This window comes from Pedobacter frigiditerrae (genome assembly GCF_032678705.1).
In the GTDB taxonomy this organism is placed as follows: domain Bacteria; phylum Bacteroidota; class Bacteroidia; order Sphingobacteriales; family Sphingobacteriaceae; genus Pedobacter; species Pedobacter frigiditerrae_A.
In genome coordinates, this window is sequence record NZ_JAVTSS010000001.1 from 709,923 (window position 1) to 728,590 (window position 18,668).

13 protein-coding genes are annotated in these 18,668 nt (G+C 34.8%); 6 read left to right on the plus strand and 7 right to left on the minus strand.

Translation table 11 applies throughout. From position 1 onward, the window contains the following. Positions 1–119 precede the first annotated feature (119 nt). The 3 genes from R2Q59_RS03065 (at position 120) to R2Q59_RS03075 (ending at position 4,827) form a co-directional block, all read left to right on the plus strand. Positions 120–3,509 (plus strand): TonB-dependent receptor domain-containing protein, encoded by a 3,390-nt coding sequence (locus tag R2Q59_RS03065; RefSeq protein ID WP_316783567.1) that lies wholly within the window; start codon positions 120–122, stop codon positions 3,507–3,509. Between the two features lie 121 nt (positions 3,510–3,630). Continuing rightward, entirely contained in the window at positions 3,631–4,482 is an 852-nt protein-coding gene (locus R2Q59_RS03070) for a dienelactone hydrolase family protein (protein ID WP_316783569.1), read from the plus strand. A gap of 15 nt (positions 4,483–4,497) precedes the next feature. Beyond that, positions 4,498–4,827: a hypothetical protein gene (locus R2Q59_RS03075; RefSeq protein ID WP_316783572.1), complete on the plus strand. Its 330-nt coding sequence runs from the start codon at positions 4,498–4,500 to the stop codon at positions 4,825–4,827. Positions 4,828–4,833: 6 nt separating this feature from the next. Here the strand turns inward: R2Q59_RS03075 and R2Q59_RS03080 are convergent, their stop codons facing one another. From R2Q59_RS03080 to R2Q59_RS03090, 3 genes are all read right to left on the minus strand, one after another. Then, positions 4,834–5,766, minus strand: a complete 933-nt coding sequence (locus tag R2Q59_RS03080; RefSeq protein WP_316783574.1) for an NAD(P)-dependent oxidoreductase — start codon at positions 5,764–5,766, stop codon at positions 4,834–4,836. Positions 5,767–6,001: 235 nt separating this feature from the next. Continuing rightward, positions 6,002–7,183 (minus strand): AIR synthase related protein, encoded by a 1,182-nt coding sequence (locus tag R2Q59_RS03085; protein ID WP_316783577.1) that lies wholly within the window; start codon positions 7,181–7,183, stop codon positions 6,002–6,004. Positions 7,184–7,749: 566 nt separating this feature from the next. Further along, positions 7,750–9,933 carry a glutamine synthetase III gene (locus tag R2Q59_RS03090; RefSeq protein ID WP_316783579.1) on the minus strand — a complete coding sequence of 728 codons (2,184 nt, stop codon included), beginning with the start codon at positions 9,931–9,933 and terminating at the stop codon, positions 7,750–7,752. Positions 9,934–10,248: 315 nt separating this feature from the next. Between R2Q59_RS03090 and R2Q59_RS03095 the strand changes: the two genes are divergently transcribed. Beyond that, positions 10,249–11,085 (plus strand): energy transducer TonB, encoded by an 837-nt coding sequence (locus R2Q59_RS03095; RefSeq protein ID WP_316783581.1) that lies wholly within the window; start codon positions 10,249–10,251, stop codon positions 11,083–11,085. 51 nt (positions 11,086–11,136) lie between these two features. Here R2Q59_RS03095 and asnB read toward each other — a convergent pair whose 3' ends face one another. Together asnB and R2Q59_RS03105 are read right to left on the minus strand one after the other, a co-directional pair. Continuing rightward, positions 11,137–12,981 (minus strand): asparagine synthase (glutamine-hydrolyzing), encoded by a 1,845-nt coding sequence (gene asnB, locus R2Q59_RS03100; RefSeq protein WP_316783583.1) that lies wholly within the window; start codon positions 12,979–12,981, stop codon positions 11,137–11,139. A 232-nt stretch (positions 12,982–13,213) separates the two neighbouring features. Beyond that, positions 13,214–13,801 carry a DUF4142 domain-containing protein gene (locus R2Q59_RS03105; RefSeq protein WP_316783585.1) on the minus strand — a complete coding sequence of 196 codons (588 nt, stop codon included), beginning with the start codon at positions 13,799–13,801 and terminating at the stop codon, positions 13,214–13,216. A gap of 247 nt (positions 13,802–14,048) precedes the next feature. On the opposite strand from R2Q59_RS03105, the gene R2Q59_RS03110 reads away from it, so the two are divergent. Together R2Q59_RS03110 and R2Q59_RS03115 are read left to right on the plus strand one after the other, a co-directional pair. Then, positions 14,049–14,486 (plus strand): nuclear transport factor 2 family protein, encoded by a 438-nt coding sequence (locus R2Q59_RS03110; RefSeq protein ID WP_316783587.1) that lies wholly within the window; start codon positions 14,049–14,051, stop codon positions 14,484–14,486. A 95-nt stretch (positions 14,487–14,581) separates the two neighbouring features. Then, the gene (locus tag R2Q59_RS03115; RefSeq protein WP_316783589.1) at positions 14,582–14,812 is read left to right on the plus strand and encodes a hypothetical protein; all 231 of its coding nucleotides are present in this window, start codon (positions 14,582–14,584) and stop codon (positions 14,810–14,812) included. A 73-nt stretch (positions 14,813–14,885) separates the two neighbouring features. On the opposite strand, the gene R2Q59_RS03120 is transcribed toward R2Q59_RS03115, so the two are convergent. Both R2Q59_RS03120 and R2Q59_RS03125 read right to left on the minus strand, forming a co-directional pair. Then, a complete protein-coding gene (locus tag R2Q59_RS03120) occupies positions 14,886–17,363 on the minus strand; it encodes a TonB-dependent receptor (protein ID WP_316783591.1) in 2,478 nt (825 codons plus the stop codon). A 220-nt stretch (positions 17,364–17,583) separates the two neighbouring features. Then, the gene (locus tag R2Q59_RS03125) at positions 17,584–18,600 is read right to left on the minus strand and encodes a LacI family DNA-binding transcriptional regulator (RefSeq protein ID WP_316765606.1); all 1,017 of its coding nucleotides are present in this window, start codon (positions 18,598–18,600) and stop codon (positions 17,584–17,586) included. Between the last annotated feature and the right edge of the window lie 68 nt (positions 18,601–18,668).

Below are 18,668 nucleotides of genomic sequence, written 5' to 3' on the forward strand. Positions count from 1 at the left end.
TTTTGGGGATAATTAATAATTATTTAACATTAGAAATGAACAGCAGAATAAAATAAATATTTACCTTTGAGGCGTTATTTTAACATTTCTTAACAAAACAAAAAAATAATTAAAAGAGTATGAAGAAATCTTTACTATTAAAATTTGTAGTAATTGTTCTTGCCTTTGTTGGTTTTATCTCTGTAGCGAATGCTCAGATAACTACATCGTCATTAACAGGTACTGTTAAAGACTCGAAAGAGACGATGCCAGGTGCCAGCATAAAAGCTACACACACGCCAACCGGAACGGTTTATAGCGTAATTACAAATGGCGATGGCCGTTACACAATTGGAAACATGCGTGTTGGTGGTCCTTATACCATTGAAGTGAGTTTTGTAGGCTACAAGCCTGAGAAATTCGATGATGTAACCTTGAAACTAGGTGAGCCTTTCGTTTTAAATGTTACACTAACAGACAACAGTTCTACTTTAGCAACTGTTAACATTGTAGGTCAGGGTTCTAATCCAATCATGAACTCAAACAAAAGTGGTGCAAATACTGTAGTTGGTAGAGCGCAAATACAAGCTTTGCCTACAATTTCTCGTAGTGTTAACGATATTACTCGTTTAACTCCTCAAGCAAATGGTACTAGTATTGGTGGTGGTAACTACCGTTCTAACAACTTCTCTGTAGATGGTGCTAACTACAATAACCAATTTGGTATTGGACAAAATATACCTGCAGGTGGTTCTCCAATTTCTATTGATGCGTTAGAGCAAATCTCTATCAATGTAACTCCTTATGATGTTCGTCAATCTGGTTTTACTGGTGGTGCTGTTAATGCAGTAACGCGTTCAGGTACTAATAAATTTTTCGGGAATCTATTCTATACCATGCGTGGTGATGATCAACAAGGCCGTAATATTGGTGATTATACCATAAGGAACTTGCAAAAATTAGATGAGAAAAATTATGGCGCTAGTTTTGGTGGTCCAATCATTAAAGATAAATTATTCTTTTTTGTAAACTATGAAAAGAAGCTAACTAAGGCGCCTGGTACAACTAGGATTGCAGCAACGCCAGCTTTGCCTTATAATTCAATAACAACTGTTACAAGAACAACAGCTGACTTTATGAATACCGTAAGCGCTTATCTAGACGCTAAATATGGTTATGAAACAGGGCCTTATCAAAACTATGAGAATGTAAGTGATAATGAAAAAATGTTTGCTCGCTTAGATTGGAATATTTCTAAAAGTCATCGTTTCAGTATCCGTTACAACCAAGTAGAAAGCCAAAGCCCTAGCGCTGCTAGTACTTCTGTAACAGGTTCTGCAGTTACTGGTTCCTTAGGTTATGGTAACGTTAGGTCTGGTACTGCACAAACTGCAGGTTTGCCATTCTTTAATTCTAACTATTACCAAGCAGCAAACTTATATTCTGCAACAGCTGAGTTAAATTCATCTTTTGGAAGTAAAATAACTAACACCTTGCGTGCTTCATATTCTCATCAAAATGATCCAAGAAACTCTGATAGTAGTCCTTTCCCATTGGTTGATATCTTAGACGGTACTCAATCTGGCACAAGCGCAGGGAACGTACTAACCACATTTGGTTACGAAGCATTTACTTATGGTAACTTAAGAGATGTTACTTCTTATACTTATAGTGATGATTTAGGTTTAGCTCTAGGAAAACACAACTTAACATTAGGTTTACAAGCTGAATTTAGTACTACAAAAAATGGTTTCCAGCGTTTTGGGACAGGATTTTATACTTTCAGATCTTGGGATGATTTTGTTAATAATGCAAGACCATTACAATATTCAGTTACTTATCCTTTAACTGCAGATGGTTCTCAAGCATTTCCTTCATTTAAGTTTGCTCAATACTCAGCTTATTTACAAGATGAATTTACAGTTTCTGACCGTTTAAAATTAACAGCAGGTATTAGATTTGAGCAAGCAACTTATCCAGGTGTAGACGAAATTAAAACACACCCATTAGTTGCAGCACAAACATTTGCTAATGGTGAAAAAATAAACACAGGAGAACTTCCAGAAAATAAGATGACTTATTCTCCTCGTTTCGGTTTCAACTGGGATGTAAATGGAGATCGTTCTTTACAAGTTAGAGGTGGTACTGGTATATTCACCGGTAGGGTTCCGTTTGTGTGGATTGTATCTCAATCAGGTGATGCTGGTTTAATTCAATATACACAAACTTATTCAGGTACTAATACACCATTCTTTAACCCAAGTATTGCTCCTAATATTGTTGGGCCTAAAGGTGTTGTAGGTACTACCATACCAAGTACAATTAGTGCAATGTCTAAAGACTTAAGATTTCCTTCTACTTGGAAATCTAGTTTAGCAGTTGATGCTAAATTACCATGGGGTATAATTGGTACCTTAGAAGGAATCTATGGTAAAGATCTTTACTCAGCAGTTGCGGTTAACGTCAACTTAAAGAACCCAACTCAATTAAATATTGCTGGTTACCCAGATAATAGGCCATTCTTTGCTGCTACAGCATTTGATAAACAAGCAGTTCCGCTTACTTCAGGTGGTTTAGTAGCAGCTACTTCTGCAACTACATCAAGTACATTGTTCAATGCAATTAAAATGAAGAATGCTAAAGGTGGTTACAACTGGGCTGCAACTGCACAGTTAACTAAAAACTTCACAAGTGGTTTAGGATTAATGGTTGCTTACACTAGAACTGATCAACGTAACTTTGGTGATGGTAGTGGTGATCAGTTATTAAACTTATGGTCTATTCCACAAACTTCATCAAATCCAAATACACCAACTTTAAGTTATTCATCTAACTTAAATCCTGATCGTGTAATTGCTTCAGTTTCTTATAAAAAAGAATACTTCAAAAACTTGTCAACCTCAGTTTCTCTATTTTATGAAGGTTCTCAACAAGGAAGATTCTCTTATGGTTACTCAGCAGATTTTAACCGTGATGGACAAACAAATGATTTGATTTATATCCCTAAGGATGCTTCTGAGATTACATTTGTAACTGTGCCAACAAATTTAGTCCACTCTTATAATACAGCAGGACAAATCACAACATTAAGACAATATCCTAAAGCATATACTGCTCAGGAACAAAGTGATGCGTTTTTTGCGTATATCGAGCAAGATGATTATTTGAGAGAACATAAAGGACAATATGCAAAACGTAATGGCGGAACATCACCATGGAGAAATCAAGTTGATTTTAGATTGACTCAAGAAATCTTCAAAAACGTAGGTGCTGCTAAAAACTCTATTCAGTTTTCAGTTGATATATTTAATGTTGGTAACATGTTAAATAAAAACTGGGGCAACTTGAACTTTGTAAACAATGCAAATATATTAGTTCCTCAAAACGTAACTGCGATTTCTTCAACAACTAAACCTACTTTCCTAATGGCAAGTGCTGGTGGTGATTTGGTTAAAGAAACGTTTGGTACTTCTCAAACTATTTCTTCTACATTCTACATGCAATTTGGATTACGTTACAACTTTAACTAATACCTAAAGTAGAATAATTGAATCCCGCTAACCTTAATTGGTTAGCGGGATTTTTTTGCCTGAATTTTTTAACACAAATTTTTATTGTTATCTTGGATAAGTTAGTTTTCAAGTCATAATTATGGATCAAAAGATAATCACCCTATACGACTCTTATACTCATAGTCAGATTAGCAGAAAAGACTTTATGAAAAAGCTGGCCATTATAACTGGTAGTACTGCTTTGGCATTAACGGTTTTGCCCTTATTAGAAAATAATTATGCAGCAGCAGCAACCATAGATGATGAAAATCTGATTGTCGAAAATATAACTTATGCTGGAGTAGAAGGCGAGATGAAAGGCGTTTTAGTAAAACCTAAAGGCAAAAAAAAGCTTGGGGCGGTAGTGGTTATCCACGAGAATAGGGGGTTAAATCCGCATATAATTGAAGTAACCAAAAGGGTGGCAGCAGAAGGATATTTAGCACTTGGTATTGATGCTTTATCTCCACTAGGTGGCACGCCTACAGATGAAAATAAGGGTAGAGAATTGATAGGCAAGTTAGATGCAGAGAAAAATCTTCAAAATTATTTAAAGGGATTGGCTTATTTAAGAAACCATAAAGATGCTAATGGTAAAACAGGTTGTATTGGTTTTTGTTGGGGCGGTGCAATGTCTAATAAACTAGCTGTTGCAGATCCTAAACTTTTGGCAGCTGTGGCTTATTATGGGTCTCAGCCAAAGGCAGAAGATGTATCAAAAATTAAAGCCAGTGTGATGCTACACTATGGTGGACTGGATGAAAGAATTAATGCAGGAATACCCGCTTATGAAGCAGCTTTAAAGCAAAACAACATTGATTATAAGGTTTATGTTTATGATGGTGTTAACCATGCTTTTAATAATGATTCGAACCCAACAAGATATAATGAGGCTGCAGCTAAATTAGCTTGGAAAAGAACAATGGATTTGTTTAAAGAGAAGATTGGATAATTAAGAATTTATAATATGAAAAAATTTATAGCAATTATATGCTCACTTCTAATCTTGACTGTTTCTTCTTGTAAAAAAGAGTTAGAAATTAATGTGAAAAAAACTTATGTCGAAAAAGGTGCAATGGCAACAACCCTTGGTTTTAGTGGTGTTATGCTAACTCTTATGCCAGATGGTAAAGCAGATGTTTTATTTGGTGGAGATATGATGATGAGATATAATTACACTATAAAAGGTAAAACAATTCTCTTAACAGGAGACAATGGCTCTATTAAAGTTAAGGTTATCTCCGAAACTCAACTGTTATATGAGAATGACAGAATTTTAATATTATCTGAAAATTAAGCCAATCTAATATCCCCTTTTCAAATCCACTAAATCTTCAGGCTGTTCGCCATTTAGAAATTTGTTTACATTTTTAATAAAGTGTTTCACTTTTCCTGAAGTTTCATCTTTATCGCCGCCAGCAGAGTGTTGGGTTAATATCACTTGCTCCATATCCCACAATTTGCTTTCAATAGGCAATGGTTCTATTGCTGTAACATCTAATATGGCACCTGCAATTTTTCCTTTTTCCAAAGCATTTATTAAAGCATTTTCATCAGTTGTATTTCCTCTGCCTACGTTGGCATAAATACTACCTTGTTTCATTACATTAATAAATTCTTCGTTCACATAATTTTCTGCTGAACCAGGTAGCGTGTTAATCACTACATCTGTTTCTGGCAAAATAGAAAATAGTTCTTCCAAACTATGTAAGGTTGCGTTTGGATTTTTTCTAGCCGTTAAAGTAATATTACAGCCAAAACCAGTTAGCATTTTTTTTGCTGCTAAAGCGATGGCGCCAGCTCCTAAAATAACCACGTTCTTGTCAGTCAAACCTTTTAAGAAAGGTCTTATCTTGCTGCCCACCCACTTCTTTTCGGATTGAAGTCTCACTAAACTATGTAGGCCTCTGTAAAAGCCAACTACACCTGCAACTATACTTTCAGCGCATCTTTGCGCATAAAAAGTTCCCATATTGGCAACCGGAATATTTAAACTAATATTTTGATATTGGTCAAAACCAGCAGAGTCTAATTGCCAGAATTTTAAATTTGAGTGAGGTTTAGATAAATGGGAGACATTTATGTTTCCAAGTACAATCTCAGCCTCAGCTAACTTTAAAAATAAATTTTCCTCAGTCAAATCGTTTTTGAAAAACAATTCAGCATTACCAGTAATACCAGCTTTTAATTGATTTTTTTGTTCTGCATTAAGCGTTGTATAAACCAGTATTTTCATATTGCACAATTTACATTATAAACAGGCAAAATAAATAATGGTTTAGTAAGAATTTATATATGTCCTTAAATCATATCTAAAGACTTCTTTCTAGCAATCTCACTCTACCAAGTCAATAACGATGTTTTTTGGGTAGATGGATGCAACTGAATTACGAAATCTAAATGTCCAACCCACTAAGCAGATTGCTTCGAGCAATGAAAAATTGACTCTCGCAATGACGCAGGAACTAGGTTTAATTATAGACAAAAGTGCCAAATTCGCTAGTTAGCGTAACTTGTTTTTGATTTCCTTTTTCTACTCGCCCAATAATTTGAGCATCTATTTTAAAGCTTTTAGAAATGGCAATAATGTCATCAGCTATTGCTTGCGGTACATAAACTTCCATTCTATGCCCCATGTTAAATACTTTATACATTTCTTTCCAATCTGTGCCAGACTGTTCTTGTATCAATTTAAATAGGGGTGGAATAGGAAATAAGTTATCCTTAATCACATGAACATCGTCATTAATAAAGTGAAGCACCTTTGTTTGTGCGCCACCACTGCAATGAACTAAGCCGTGAATGTCTTTTCTGTAAGAATCTAATATTTTCTTAAGTACTGGGGCATAAGTCCTAGTAGGTGAAAGAACTAGTTTGCCAGCAGTAATGCTATTTTGCTCGTCGATTCGAACTTGGTCAGTTAATTTTTTGCCTCCCGAGAAAACTAAATCGAATGGAACTGACGGGTCAAAACTTTCTGGATAGTTATTTGCTACAGATTTCTCAAAGACATCATGGCGAGCTGAAGTTAATCCATTTGAGCCCATTCCGCCATTGTATTCAGTTTCATAAGTTGCTTGTCCGTAGGAAGCCAGGCCAACAATCACGTCTCCATCTTGAATAGTATGGTTACTGATAACTTCATCGCGTTTCATACGGCATGTAACCGTAGAATCGACAATAATTGTTCTTACTAAATCGCCAACATCAGCAGTTTCGCCTCCGGTAGAATAGATAGAGATACCAAGTGCTCTTAACTCAGCTAAAATTTCTTCAGTTCCGTTAATAATTGCGGCAATAACTTCTCCTGTAATTAGGTTTTTATTTCTGCCAATTGTTGAGGATAATAAGATGTTATCAGTAGCGCCAACACAAATTAAATCATCTAGGTTCATGATAATTGCGTCCTGTGCAATTCCTTTCCAAACAGAAATATCACCAGTTTCTTTCCAATAGGTATAAGCTAACGATGATTTTGTTCCGGCGCCATCGGCATGCATGATATTGCAATATTCTTCGTCGCCACCTAAAATATCAGGAATGATTTTGCAAAATGCTTGAGGGAAAATACCCTTGTCAATATTCTTAATAGCCGCATGTACATCTTCTTTCGATGCAGAAACGCCACGTTGGTTATACCTATTATCGCTCATTGTTGCAAAGATAAGTTTTTAAGCTGAAAGACTAAAGCTGAAAGGGTAAAGATTAGAGGTGTATTAATGATTTTGCAATCTTGTTTTGAAAAGCAGGGACAGTAGCATTTCTTGAAGTTAGTCGGGCTTTTTGCTACAATCTTTTTGTGCTTCGACTCCCGAAGAAGTCGGGACAAGTACGCTCAGCATGACAAAAAGGATTTTCGCTCCTACCGATAGCTATCGGTACCCGTTTAAATAATGCAGGTTTGTGCTTTTGCAGCCCTAAATAGTAGCACCTGCTTTTGTTTCTAAACCTTATTGCAGCGGTATACTTTTATTTGCGAAGCTTATAAAAGATGTAGCGGAAAGAAGGAATGACATTAATAGTTGTAGAGGTTTGCTTTTCAAATGCAATTTTAAGAAAAGATTTCTCGTCGCTGCGCTACCGATGTGAAATCGGCGCAAGTCTGGATGCACACTGTAAACACCCCGTCTGCCAAAGGCAGCCACCCCTCTAAAAGAGGGGAATTAAAAAAGGCGTCCCGATTAAATCGAAACGCCTTAAATGTTATAAAGAAAGAATCTTATTTTAAGAATAATAACTCTCTGAATTTAGGCAATGGCCAAACGCTATCGTCAACAATTTGCTCTAATTTATCAACGTGGTAACGGATGGTGTCAAAGTAAACTTTAACTTTTTCATCGTAACCAATTGCTTTATCACGGCTGTCTTCAATTGCATTGGTTTTTTTGCGTTCTTCTAACATCGCATCGATATTAGTTTTAACAATGCCAATATGCTCAGAAAGCGTGTTGATGATTGCAAGTGGAGTAGCAATAGCTTCTTTGCTTAAACCAAGGTCTTTTAATCCTTTTGCATTCTCAATCAAAATGTTTTGATAAGCAATTGCAGCTGGTAAAATTTGACTATTGGTCACTTCGCCCATTACACGAGCCTCGATTTGTAATTTTCTGAAGAAACTTTCTAATAAAATCTCATGACGAGCGTGTAATTCACGTTTGCTGAAGATGTTAGTTTTAGTAAACAACTCAGTAGATTTATCGCTTACGTAAGCATCTAGAGCTTTTGGAGTAGTTTTGATGTTTGATAAACCACGTTTAGCAGCTTCATCAGCCCACTCTTGGCTATAACCATTTCCTTCGAAACGAATATCTTTAGATTCTTTAATGTATCTTTTGATAACTGTTAATAAGGCAACGTCTTTTTTATCGCCTTTTTTAATCAATTTATCTACGTCTACTTTAAATTTAGTTAACTGGTCTGCAACGATTGCATTTAAAACAGTCATTGGTGCAGAAGAGTTAGCTGATGAACCTACTGCTCTTAATTCGAATTTGTTACCTGTAAATGCGAATGGAGAAGTACGGTTACGATCTGTATTATCTAAAGTAATTTGAGGGATTTTAGGAATACCTAACCATAAACCATTATCTTCTTTAGTTTTTTTGCTGATACGAGAGTGCTCGATTTCATCTAAAATCTCATCTAATTGCTGACCTAAGAAGATAGAGATGATTGCTGGTGGGGCTTCGTTAGCACCTAAACGGTGATCGTTGCTTACTGAAGTAATACTTGCTCTTAATAAATCCGCATGCTCATAAACAGCTTTAACTGTATTTACGAAGAATGTTAAGAACATTAAGTTGTTTTTAGGCGTTTTGCCTGGTGCTAATAGGTTTTTACCAGTATCAGTGATTAGAGACCAGTTGTTGTGCTTACCAGAACCATTAATACCTGCGTATGGTTTCTCATGTAATAATACTTTGAAGTTATGACGACGAGCAACTTTTTCCATTAAATCCATCAATAATTGATTGTGGTCAATAGCTAAGTTGATTTCTTCGTAAATAGGAGCACATTCAAATTGAGAAGGAGCAACCTCGTTGTGACGAGTTTTTAAAGGAATACCTAATTTTAAAGCTTCGTTTTCGAAATCTACCATATAAGCAAATACACGCTCAGGGATAGAACCGAAATAGTGGTCTTCTAATTGTTGTCCTTTAGCAGACATGTGTCCGAATAAAGTACGGCCAGTCATTACTAAATCTGGACGAGCATTAAACAAAGCAAGGTCTACTAAGAAATATTCTTGTTCAATACCTAAAGAAGCATTTACTTTAGTGATGCTTTTATCGAAATATTGACAAACATCAACAGCAGCTTTGTCCATTGCCGCTAATGCTTTTAATAAAGGTGCTTTATAATCTAAAGATTCTCCTGTATATGAAATAAATACAGTTGGAATACAAAGTGTTTTACCAGCTTTGCTTTCCATGATAAATGCTGGAGAAGAAGGATCCCAAGCAGTGTAACCACGAGCTTCGAAAGTATTACGAATACCTCCGTTAGGGAAACTAGAAGCATCTGGTTCTTGTTGAACTAATGCACTTCCAGCAAATTTTTCAATTGCTCCATCGCCACTAGGCTCAAAAAATGAATCATGTTTCTCTGCTGTAGAACCGGTTAATGGTTGAAACCAGTGCGTATAGTGAGTAGCACCTTTAGCCATTGCCCAAGTTTTCATAGCTGATGCGATTTGGTTAGCATCGTCAGCATTAATTAATTCACCTTGACCAATAGTAGAGATTAGCTTTTCATAAACTTCTTTAGACAAGAAGTCTCTCATCTTTTTCTTATCAAAAACATTCGAACCGTAAAAATCAGAAATTTTTGATGAGGGTGCTTGAACTTCTGGTGAAATTCTATTTTGCGCCTCTTTTAGAGCAATTGTTCTTAGACTTTTCATTAGTTTGTTATTTTTTTATTTGTAATGAAGCTATCATAAGTTTTTTATTGTTTGTTTTAAACGTAAACTTATGATGGTTTCATTGATTTGTTTAAATTTTATCCAAAAATAGAATTTTTTATCAATTTTTTCAATGAAATTTCAAAGTTTTAGTAAAATTTTAATGTTTTTTCTTAAAACGGACATAAAAATGGCAAAAATGTTTAAAAAAATAAAAATGTGTAAAAAATCAATATTTGCCTTTTCAAAATATTTTTGAGATTCTTTATGGAATTGTTCAATAACTAACATCATAGTTAAAAAAACCTAAAAGCTATGTTTAACAATTCATCAAATTTATACGGCAGTGAGTGGCTTGCTCTCGTATTCCAAAACAGAAACAAAAATTATGGTGCTTACGCATTAAGAACAGAGTCTTCTAACATTATGGTAAAGGCGCTATTGATTGTAGTACCTGTATTCGTTTTGCTTTTTGTTGGACCATTGATTTATGCGCAAATGCAACCAGAAGTGCCAATAATTACTCATCGAACTGTGGAAGTGCAAGATGTTGAACCAATTCATGATATGAAAAAGGAAGAGCCTAAAAAAGAGGAGCCTAAACAAGAAGAACCTGCGCCACAAGAACCAGTAAAAACAAAAGCTTTTTTAGCTCCTGTTGTTGTAGCTGAACCAATTGATGATACGCCCCCACCAACAAGTGTTGAATTGCAAACAGCAGTTATTGGCAGCACTAGCTCAGAAGGAAAGGATGGGGCTGGTAATGCTAATCCAGCACCCAGTAGTGGTGGCGGAGGTGGTACGGCAACAAATGGAGAAAGTGACACTAAAGTATATGAGACTTCAGGGGTTGAGAAATTTCCTGAATTTCCAGGAGGAATGGCTGCCTGGGCAAAATTTATTCAGAAAAATTTAAGATATCCTTATGCTGCTCAAGAAAATGAAGTGCAAGGTAAAGTTTATATCAGCTTTGTAATTGAAAAAGATGGGACTTTATCTGATGTGAAATTAGTACGTGGTATTGGTTATGGTTGTGATGATGAAGCCATGAGGGTTATCAAAAAATCTCCAAAATGGGAACCTGGCAAACAGAACAATAACAATGTAAGGGTTCGCTATAATATGCCAATTAATTATACTATTTCTAATTAATACTCCTTGATTTTTAGACAAGCGATGGGTTATTGTTACTCATCGCTTTTTTTATACCATCCATTTATAATACCACATTTGAAATTGTAATAATAACCAAACCCTTTGTGCATTATAGTTAGTGCAATTGGCATAAAATGATGACTTTATTTTTAATGCTTCTTTTACATTGAATAACTGATGTTGTTTCAATTTCTCTTCTGATAAGTATTCTTCTACTAATGGTTTAAGTATTGTTTTTAGCCACTTCGCCAAAGGAATTACAAAACCTTTTTTTGGGTTAGCTATAAAGCTTGAAGGGATGTATTTAGCAGTGATTTTTTTAAGTAAATATTTTTGTTCCCCCTCTTTAATGAACCATTTAGAATCTAATGATGCTAAATAAACGATCAATTCATTTTTTAATAGGGCATCTCTATTATCTACACCATAATGAGAAAAACACTTATCGTTTTTTAAAAAGATATTGTTAGGTAGATAATTGTGTAAATCATGAATGAGTAAGTCTTTAATGTTTTGAGCATTGCCCTTAGCTTTATTTGGAATATCTGCATCTACGTTTAATAATTTTCCAATTTGATTTAAACTATAACAGGCATTAATAGCTAGATATTTATTTAATAGCCCTTCTCCTTCTAAAACCTCTTTCAATTTAGGCTGAGTTTTCATCAGGAATTTAATCAAAGCATCTTTAAGTAATTTGGGAAGATTACCACTTAATAAGGAATTAATTTTAATTGCCTTTGCATAAGTCCTGTAGCCGCCAAATAATTCATCACCACCTTCAGAACCTAATAAAACTTTAACCTCATCTTTAACTTTATTGGCGATAAATAATAAGAGTATAGCACTACTATCGCCTATTGGTTCATCAAATACTTCGGGTAGGTTGTTGGCCATGTTAATGGCATCAACCTTGTCTAGATAAAACTCCTTATGATTTGTTTTGAGATGTTCGGCAACTTTCCTTGCTTGTAGTGCTTCGTCTAACTTTTCATTTTTATAACTTACGGTATAAGTTTTTATTCTTTTTGTCTGGTTTTTTTGCAAAATAGCAGCTACAATTGCGCTATCAAAACCACCACTTAATAGAACACCAATAGAAACATCAGCAACATTTCTCTTTAAGATCGATTCTGTTAACAGATCTTCAACATGATCTAGGATCTGTTCTTCGGTATGGTTGCTTTCGGAAATTGAGGGAATAAGCTGTTTTCTAGTTAAAGGGGTATCGTAACCATTGCCACTATGAATGTCAATTGTGGTTAAAGTACCTTTTTTAAGCTTATATATATTGTTATAAATGGTCTCTTCTCCAATAAAATAGCCATACCTGAAAAAAGTGGGTATAGCATTTTTATTAATTTCCTTTTTTATTGATGGATAGGAAATTAGCGCTCTAATTTCTGAAGCAAAGGCATAAAATCCCTTTTCTTTATAATAGTATATAGGTTTGCCTCCAATTTCATCTTTAGCAATTAACAACTGGTTTAACTTTCTGTCTATTATGGCAAAGGCAAAAGAGCCGTCTAACATTTCAAAACAGCTGTAACCCCATTTTTTATATCCCTCTAAGATAACCTCTGTATCTGATAGCGTAGAAAATATAACACCATATTTAATCAGGGCCTCTCTGAGCTCTAAATAATTAAAAATAGTACCATCTAATGTAATACTATATTTACCGCAATTTGAGGTAAATGGTTGCGAAGCTTTTTTACTTAAATCTACGGTTGCTAAACGTTGGTGGGCAATACCTAAAGTATAATGATCCTTTTGGTCGAAAATTAGCCCATTTCCATTACCACCACGATGAAGGAGGGTGGCAGATGATTGTGCTAAATCTATTTCGTTTATTTTGTGATTATGGTCTATAAATCCAGTTATTCCACTCATAATCTCTTAACAAATTTAGATTTTTAGCTAGGTTAAATCAATACTTGGTTATTTGAATTCATCAATACAATTACTCAAAATAATGAGTAGCGTATTGAGGAATCTTATCTGTTCAAACATACAAATATTTACCTAAAGTATTATTGTTTACACCAAAATGTAACTTTGTTAAATAAAAAAGGTTCTAGCAAATTTGTGCCAGAACCCTTTGGTTGTTATTAAAACGTTTAGCTTATTTTAAGCCGTCTTTTATTTTTTTAATCAGGTCTAGGTGCCCTTTAACGATAGGTGCTGTTTTAGTGGCAAAAGCTTTTAAATCCGCATCCTTACCATCTTTTGACTCTTTATCTAATAAATCCCAAGTTTTCTCATGACCATCTACCATTGCGTTTACATATTCCTTATCGAAATCTTTCCCGCTCAACTTAGCAAGGTCATCATATTTTTTCTGATGCTTCTCATCTAACGCAGTGGGTAGGGTAATGTTTTTAGCAGATGCGATTGTCATCAAATCAGCATTTGCTTTACCATGGTCAGTTACCATCATGTCAGCGAATGCTTTAATTTCAGCATTTGCTGTTTTTGTTAATGCCAACTTGCTGAATTCAACTTCTGCCATTCCGTTAGCAGCAGCATCGGTAGTAAATTGAGCGTCATTTTCGTCAACAGCTATGCCGCCCGTTGCATTTGCATTTGTAGTGGTATCTTTGGTTTCATTTAAACTGTCTGCAGTTTCTTTTGAATCCTTTGTATCACTGCCACAGCCTTGAAAAGCAAATGCAGCGATAACGATCATACTTAAAAATCCTAATTTTTTCATCTTTTTATTGTTTTTGTTTTAGTTGTGAACTATCATAATCTTAATGCTTAAGTTTTAGTCTCAAAGATTATGATGGTTTCATAGTTAGATATTTTTTGTTTTGATGCTTAACAAGGCTTATTTAAAAATGTTTGACAAACTTGAACAATACAACTTTTGGTTTTAGGTTTGATGATTCATTCACATTTTTAAGATTTCTTCCAGATAGCTAAAAACTGTATATTGGCTTAATTTATATTTAAACTAAATGAAAAAAATAAGCATCCTATTATTATTAATTACTACCTGTTTTATGGCTCAAGCTCAAACTAAAGATGAAACCAATGTTTTAACTGCTGTAGAAAATATGCGTTTAGCGTTAATTAGTGGCGAGAGAGCTGCTTTGCAAAACGTTGCAGCAGAAGATTTAAGTTACGGACACTCTAGTGGTAAATTGCAAAATAAAACCGAGTTTGTAGAGGCCATCGCTAATGGTTCATCGGATTTTGTAAGTGTTGAATATAAAAACCAAACTGTTAAAGTTACTGGGAAAACTGCTTTGGTTCGTCATGAGCTTCATGCGAAAACAAATGATGGGGGTAAGCCAGGAGAAGTACATTTAGGAATTTTGCTGGTTTGGCAAAAACAAGGAAGAGAATGGAAGCTGTTAGGTAGGCAAGCATACAAATTGATAGAGGTTAAATAAAATTGAGTCTAATACATTTCGAATGTTAACTCAATGTTAACAAAAAATAACATTAAATTAATATTGACTTAACACTGAGGGGATACTTTTAATGTATGAATTATCCAGTGTTTATATTCCATGAATTAGTACTTCGTTTTTCGGACATCAATCGGGGAATTGGTAAGTACATATCAAGCACCATTGAGAATGGAGAATGCTTGATCAATACAACAACAGGTCATATTAAAGTGGCCTTAACCATGTTAGAGAAACAATATAATAACCCAAGGTCTATTTCTAAGGAAGAGTTGCAACAATTAGCAACAGGATTTGAAATAGGTTAGTTAATATTGAATTAAAAGATATAAGAAAGCCCCAAAACTAATTAGTTTTGGGGCTTCTTCTTACTTATTCGTTTTACTTAAACTTGTAAGCAAGAGTAGTTACGAATTGGCGAGGAGCAATAGGGTTAACGCTATAGTTTTCGTGCACATAATAGTTTAGTGCATTTGTAATGTTTGAAACTTTTGCCAATAATGAAAGGCTCCTCCAAGAATACCCAGCAGAAAAATCAACTGTTGTAAATGCATCTAAAGGTATTAAACGTAAAGTTGTAGCAGCTTTATTATCATTCCAACCGCCATTGCGTTTTCCTGTATAAAAAACTGAAGTTCCTAATTTTAAGCCCTTAGCTTTTCCTTCTTGTACAGTGTAAAATAGCGTTGCGTTACCAGTATGTTTGGTTGTGCCTACCAAGCGTACATCTTCTAACATACCTGATAAAACAACCGTAGTAGTAGCATTTGGATTAGCAGGTGTTGGAGCAGGAACTATGTTTGTTGTAATTAGAGCAGTGTTGGTGTAGCGCATAAAGTTATAGCTATATCCCGCAATAAAATTTAATCCAGGTAAAATAGTTCCTGTTAAATCTGCCTCAAGCCCGTCACTTTTAGTAGTTCCATTTAATTGTTTAATGTTGCTGTTTGAGTTGATATTTCCTTGAGCATCAAACTCTGCAGTTTGTGCGATGTTGCTGTTAACTTTTCTATATACTGCTAAATTAGCTGTTAATCTACCTCCAAAAAGGTCGTTTTTAATACCAAACTCATAATCATCAACTATTGATGGGGGAAGAGCTGCAAGGAAAATATCAGTTCCAGAATTAGCTATAAAATTATTGGCGTAGCTCACATATAATGATGTAGATTGTAGAGGCTGATAAATTAATGCAAATTTTGGAGAAAATGCATCTTCAATTTTAGTTGCAGCACGTGTTACTGCCCCTGTTTCGAAAACAGTAGTTCTAGTAGGAGCATTTTTTTGATCGGTATAACGAATGCCAGCTAATACTTTAAATTTGTTTGTAATTTCGATTAAATCTTGTACAAAAGCCCCGTAACGATAAACTGGTGTAAGTGTTTCGCTAATATTAAAAGTAGTTGGCATTAAACCTGAGCCATAGTAAGTATTTGGATCAAGTAGGTTTACGTTACCATAATTATATGTGGTAATTGCGGTACCATTTGCATTTTTACCATAATTAAAACCGTTACTTGTAACTCTTGATTGATCTGCATCCAAACCAATTAATACGGTATGCTTAATTTTTCCAGTATTAAATATACCAGTTAAATTTATTTGTTGATTATAAGTGTATTCTTGTGTTTTAGCTCTTGTTAAATTACGAGCTACAACACCTGCTGCATTTGCCGCAGGACGTTCTGCTCCAAAATAATCCCTGCCATAAGATTGAAATGAACTTATAACGTTCATTTTCCAATCGTCATTGAATTTATGGTTTACGTTTAATTGGCTGGTTATAGTATTTGTGTTATTGTAGGCCCAAGGTGTATTAAGAAATTTGTTCCTGCCAAAATCTATAATTTTGCTACCAAAAGACCCTACACCGAAATCTGGTGTGTAATCACTTTTTAAATAATCACCTTGTAACAAAACATCTGTTTTATCACTTATTTTATAAAGTAAGGAAGGATTTACATAAACACGATTAGACTTTACATTATCTCTAAAACTTCCTGCTTTTTCGTAGGTGCTAATCGCTCTAAAAGCTAGTTTTTGAGAGATAGGACCATAAACATCTACCATTGGTTTATATTGATCATAACTTCCTGTACGCATAGATACCTGACCTCCATACTCAAATTGTGGTTTTTTGGTAACCATGTTTATAACGGCTCCACCAGTAACACCACCATATAATAAGGCAGCACTACCTTTTAAAACTTCTACAGATTCTAAAGTACTAGCTTCTGGACTTCCTCCAATAGAAGTACGACTTCCATTTTTAAAAGTGTTATTGCTTCCTAAGCTGTAACCACGAGCATAAAAATTCTCTCCCACACTACCACGATTTGCACCTAATGCTACACCATTAACATTTTTCATTACATCTCCCAAGCGATCAGCTTGTTGATCTGCAATAACTTGACTTGTGATGATTTGCGCAGATTGAGGTAAGTCTTTAGTTGGTATATTGGTTTTACCTAAGTTAACAGGTTTTGAATTTGGTGTTCTATAACCATTTACCGCAACTTCTTTAAGTTTTGAAGATGATTCTGCAATGGCAAAATCTACAGTTGTAGTTTGACCACTTGTCACCGAAACTTGTTTCTCTTGTGCAATTGTTCCAATTGCAGAAATTTTTAAGGTGTAGTTGCCTGCACTAACATTTTTGATAATGAAATTTCCATTTTCGTCTGTTTGGCTTGCTTTATTTGTGTTCAATAAACCTACGTTTACGTATGGAGCCGGTTTGCCATCGCTGGTTTTAACAACACCTGATATGATGCCGTTTTTTGTTTGGGCCTGCACATTCCCAAACAGGAATATGGAAATAGTGATGACACTAAGGATCTGAGTAAATAATTTATTCATCTTTTTATTTGGATTAATTCTAAACAGCGGCAAAGATATAATCCAAGCTAATAAAAGCAAAATTTATTTAGACTTATTTTAAATAATGAAGAAATAGTTGCCTCAGTCTTAGGTAATGAAGTTTTTAATTCTATCTATAGTTGAGTAAACGATAAGATAAAGTAAGGCTCCCAGTATAGTGGTTGTAAAAAAAGAAATTTAAACGAAAAATGAAATGGTATTAGCTGTTTCTTACAAACAAATCTGTTTCTAATACTTTCTTCTCGAATTCTTCTACGGGATATTTGGCTTCGATAAGTTGTAATAACATCTGAGTAGCCAATTTCCCTATTTCAAATGCTGGCTGGCGAACAGAAGTAAGGGATGGATTAAACAAGTCGAGCACATCTGAGTTACTAAAACCTGCAATAGCCATGTCTTCCGGTACAGCAATTCTTAAATTTTTAAATACGCTTAAACAACCTGTACTTAAACGATCGCCAGCTACAAATATCGCATCTGGTTTTTCAGGTAAGGCCATTAATTCTTTAATTGCATTTTCCATTTCTTCATAAATCATTCCGCCATGCGGACAATGTTTAATATAGGCAGGATTAAGCTCAATGTTATTTGCTTTGAGGGCATTTTCATATCCTTTTAAGCGCTCAATGCTTATGGATAGTTGTGTAGAACTTGTTAAGTGGGCAATACGTTTATATCCAGATTTTATGAGATGATTTGTAGCTTCAAAAGCCCCTTTTTCGTTATTAGCAATTACTTTATGGGTTTCAATTTCATCAGCAACGCGATCAAAAAATACAATTGGCAAACCTCTTTCATGTAATGAAGTAAGATGTGATATGTCTTGCGTTTGAGAAGATAATGATACTAATAAGCCATCGACAGATCTAGAAGCCAAATGCTGAACATTAATTACCTCACGGTCAAAAGATTCATGTGTTTGAGTGAGGATAACATGGTAACCTCTATCATAAGCGATAGATTCAATTCCATTAATTGCTTGAGAAAAATAACTATTAGCCACCTCGCTAACCACTACACCTATAGATTTGCTGCGACGTTCCTTTAAGCTTAATGCAATAGGATTTGGTTGATAGTTGATTTCCTTTGCATAAGCGAGTACTATTTTCTTGGTGGCAGCGCTTATTTCATGGGTATCTCTTAACGCTCTAGAAACCGTTGAGGTGGAGAGGCCTAAAGCTTTTGCAATATCTTTTATGGTTACGGGCTCAAACATAGTTGAAGCAATATTCTGCAAATATTTTAACGGTAAAAATCAAAGTATAATATTACGATTTTTTTCTG

Excerpts from the sequence above, each read along its gene's own strand:
- R2Q59_RS03065 (WP_316783567.1), top strand. The coding sequence starts at position 120 with ATGAAGAAATCTTTACTATTAAAATTTGTAGTAATTGTTCTTGCCTTT.
- R2Q59_RS03070 (WP_316783569.1), top strand. The coding sequence starts at position 3,631 with ATGGATCAAAAGATAATCACCCTATACGACTCTTATACTCATAGTCAG.
- R2Q59_RS03075 (WP_316783572.1), top strand. The coding sequence starts at position 4,498 with ATGAAAAAATTTATAGCAATTATATGCTCACTTCTAATCTTGACTGTT.
- R2Q59_RS03080 (WP_316783574.1), bottom strand. The coding sequence starts at position 5,766 with ATGAAAATACTGGTTTATACAACGCTTAATGCAGAACAAAAAAATCAA.
- R2Q59_RS03085 (WP_316783577.1), bottom strand. The coding sequence starts at position 7,183 with ATGAGCGATAATAGGTATAACCAACGTGGCGTTTCTGCATCGAAAGAA.
- R2Q59_RS03090 (WP_316783579.1), bottom strand. The coding sequence starts at position 9,933 with ATGAAAAGTCTAAGAACAATTGCTCTAAAAGAGGCGCAAAATAGAATT.
- R2Q59_RS03095 (WP_316783581.1), top strand. The coding sequence starts at position 10,249 with ATGTTTAACAATTCATCAAATTTATACGGCAGTGAGTGGCTTGCTCTC.
- asnB (WP_316783583.1), bottom strand. The coding sequence starts at position 12,981 with ATGAGTGGAATAACTGGATTTATAGACCATAATCACAAAATAAACGAA.
- R2Q59_RS03105 (WP_316783585.1), bottom strand. The coding sequence starts at position 13,801 with ATGAAAAAATTAGGATTTTTAAGTATGATCGTTATCGCTGCATTTGCT.
- R2Q59_RS03110 (WP_316783587.1), top strand. The coding sequence starts at position 14,049 with ATGAAAAAAATAAGCATCCTATTATTATTAATTACTACCTGTTTTATG.
- R2Q59_RS03115 (WP_316783589.1), top strand. The coding sequence starts at position 14,582 with ATGAATTATCCAGTGTTTATATTCCATGAATTAGTACTTCGTTTTTCG.
- R2Q59_RS03120 (WP_316783591.1), bottom strand. The coding sequence starts at position 17,363 with ATGAATAAATTATTTACTCAGATCCTTAGTGTCATCACTATTTCCATA.
- R2Q59_RS03125 (WP_316765606.1), bottom strand. The coding sequence starts at position 18,600 with ATGTTTGAGCCCGTAACCATAAAAGATATTGCAAAAGCTTTAGGCCTC.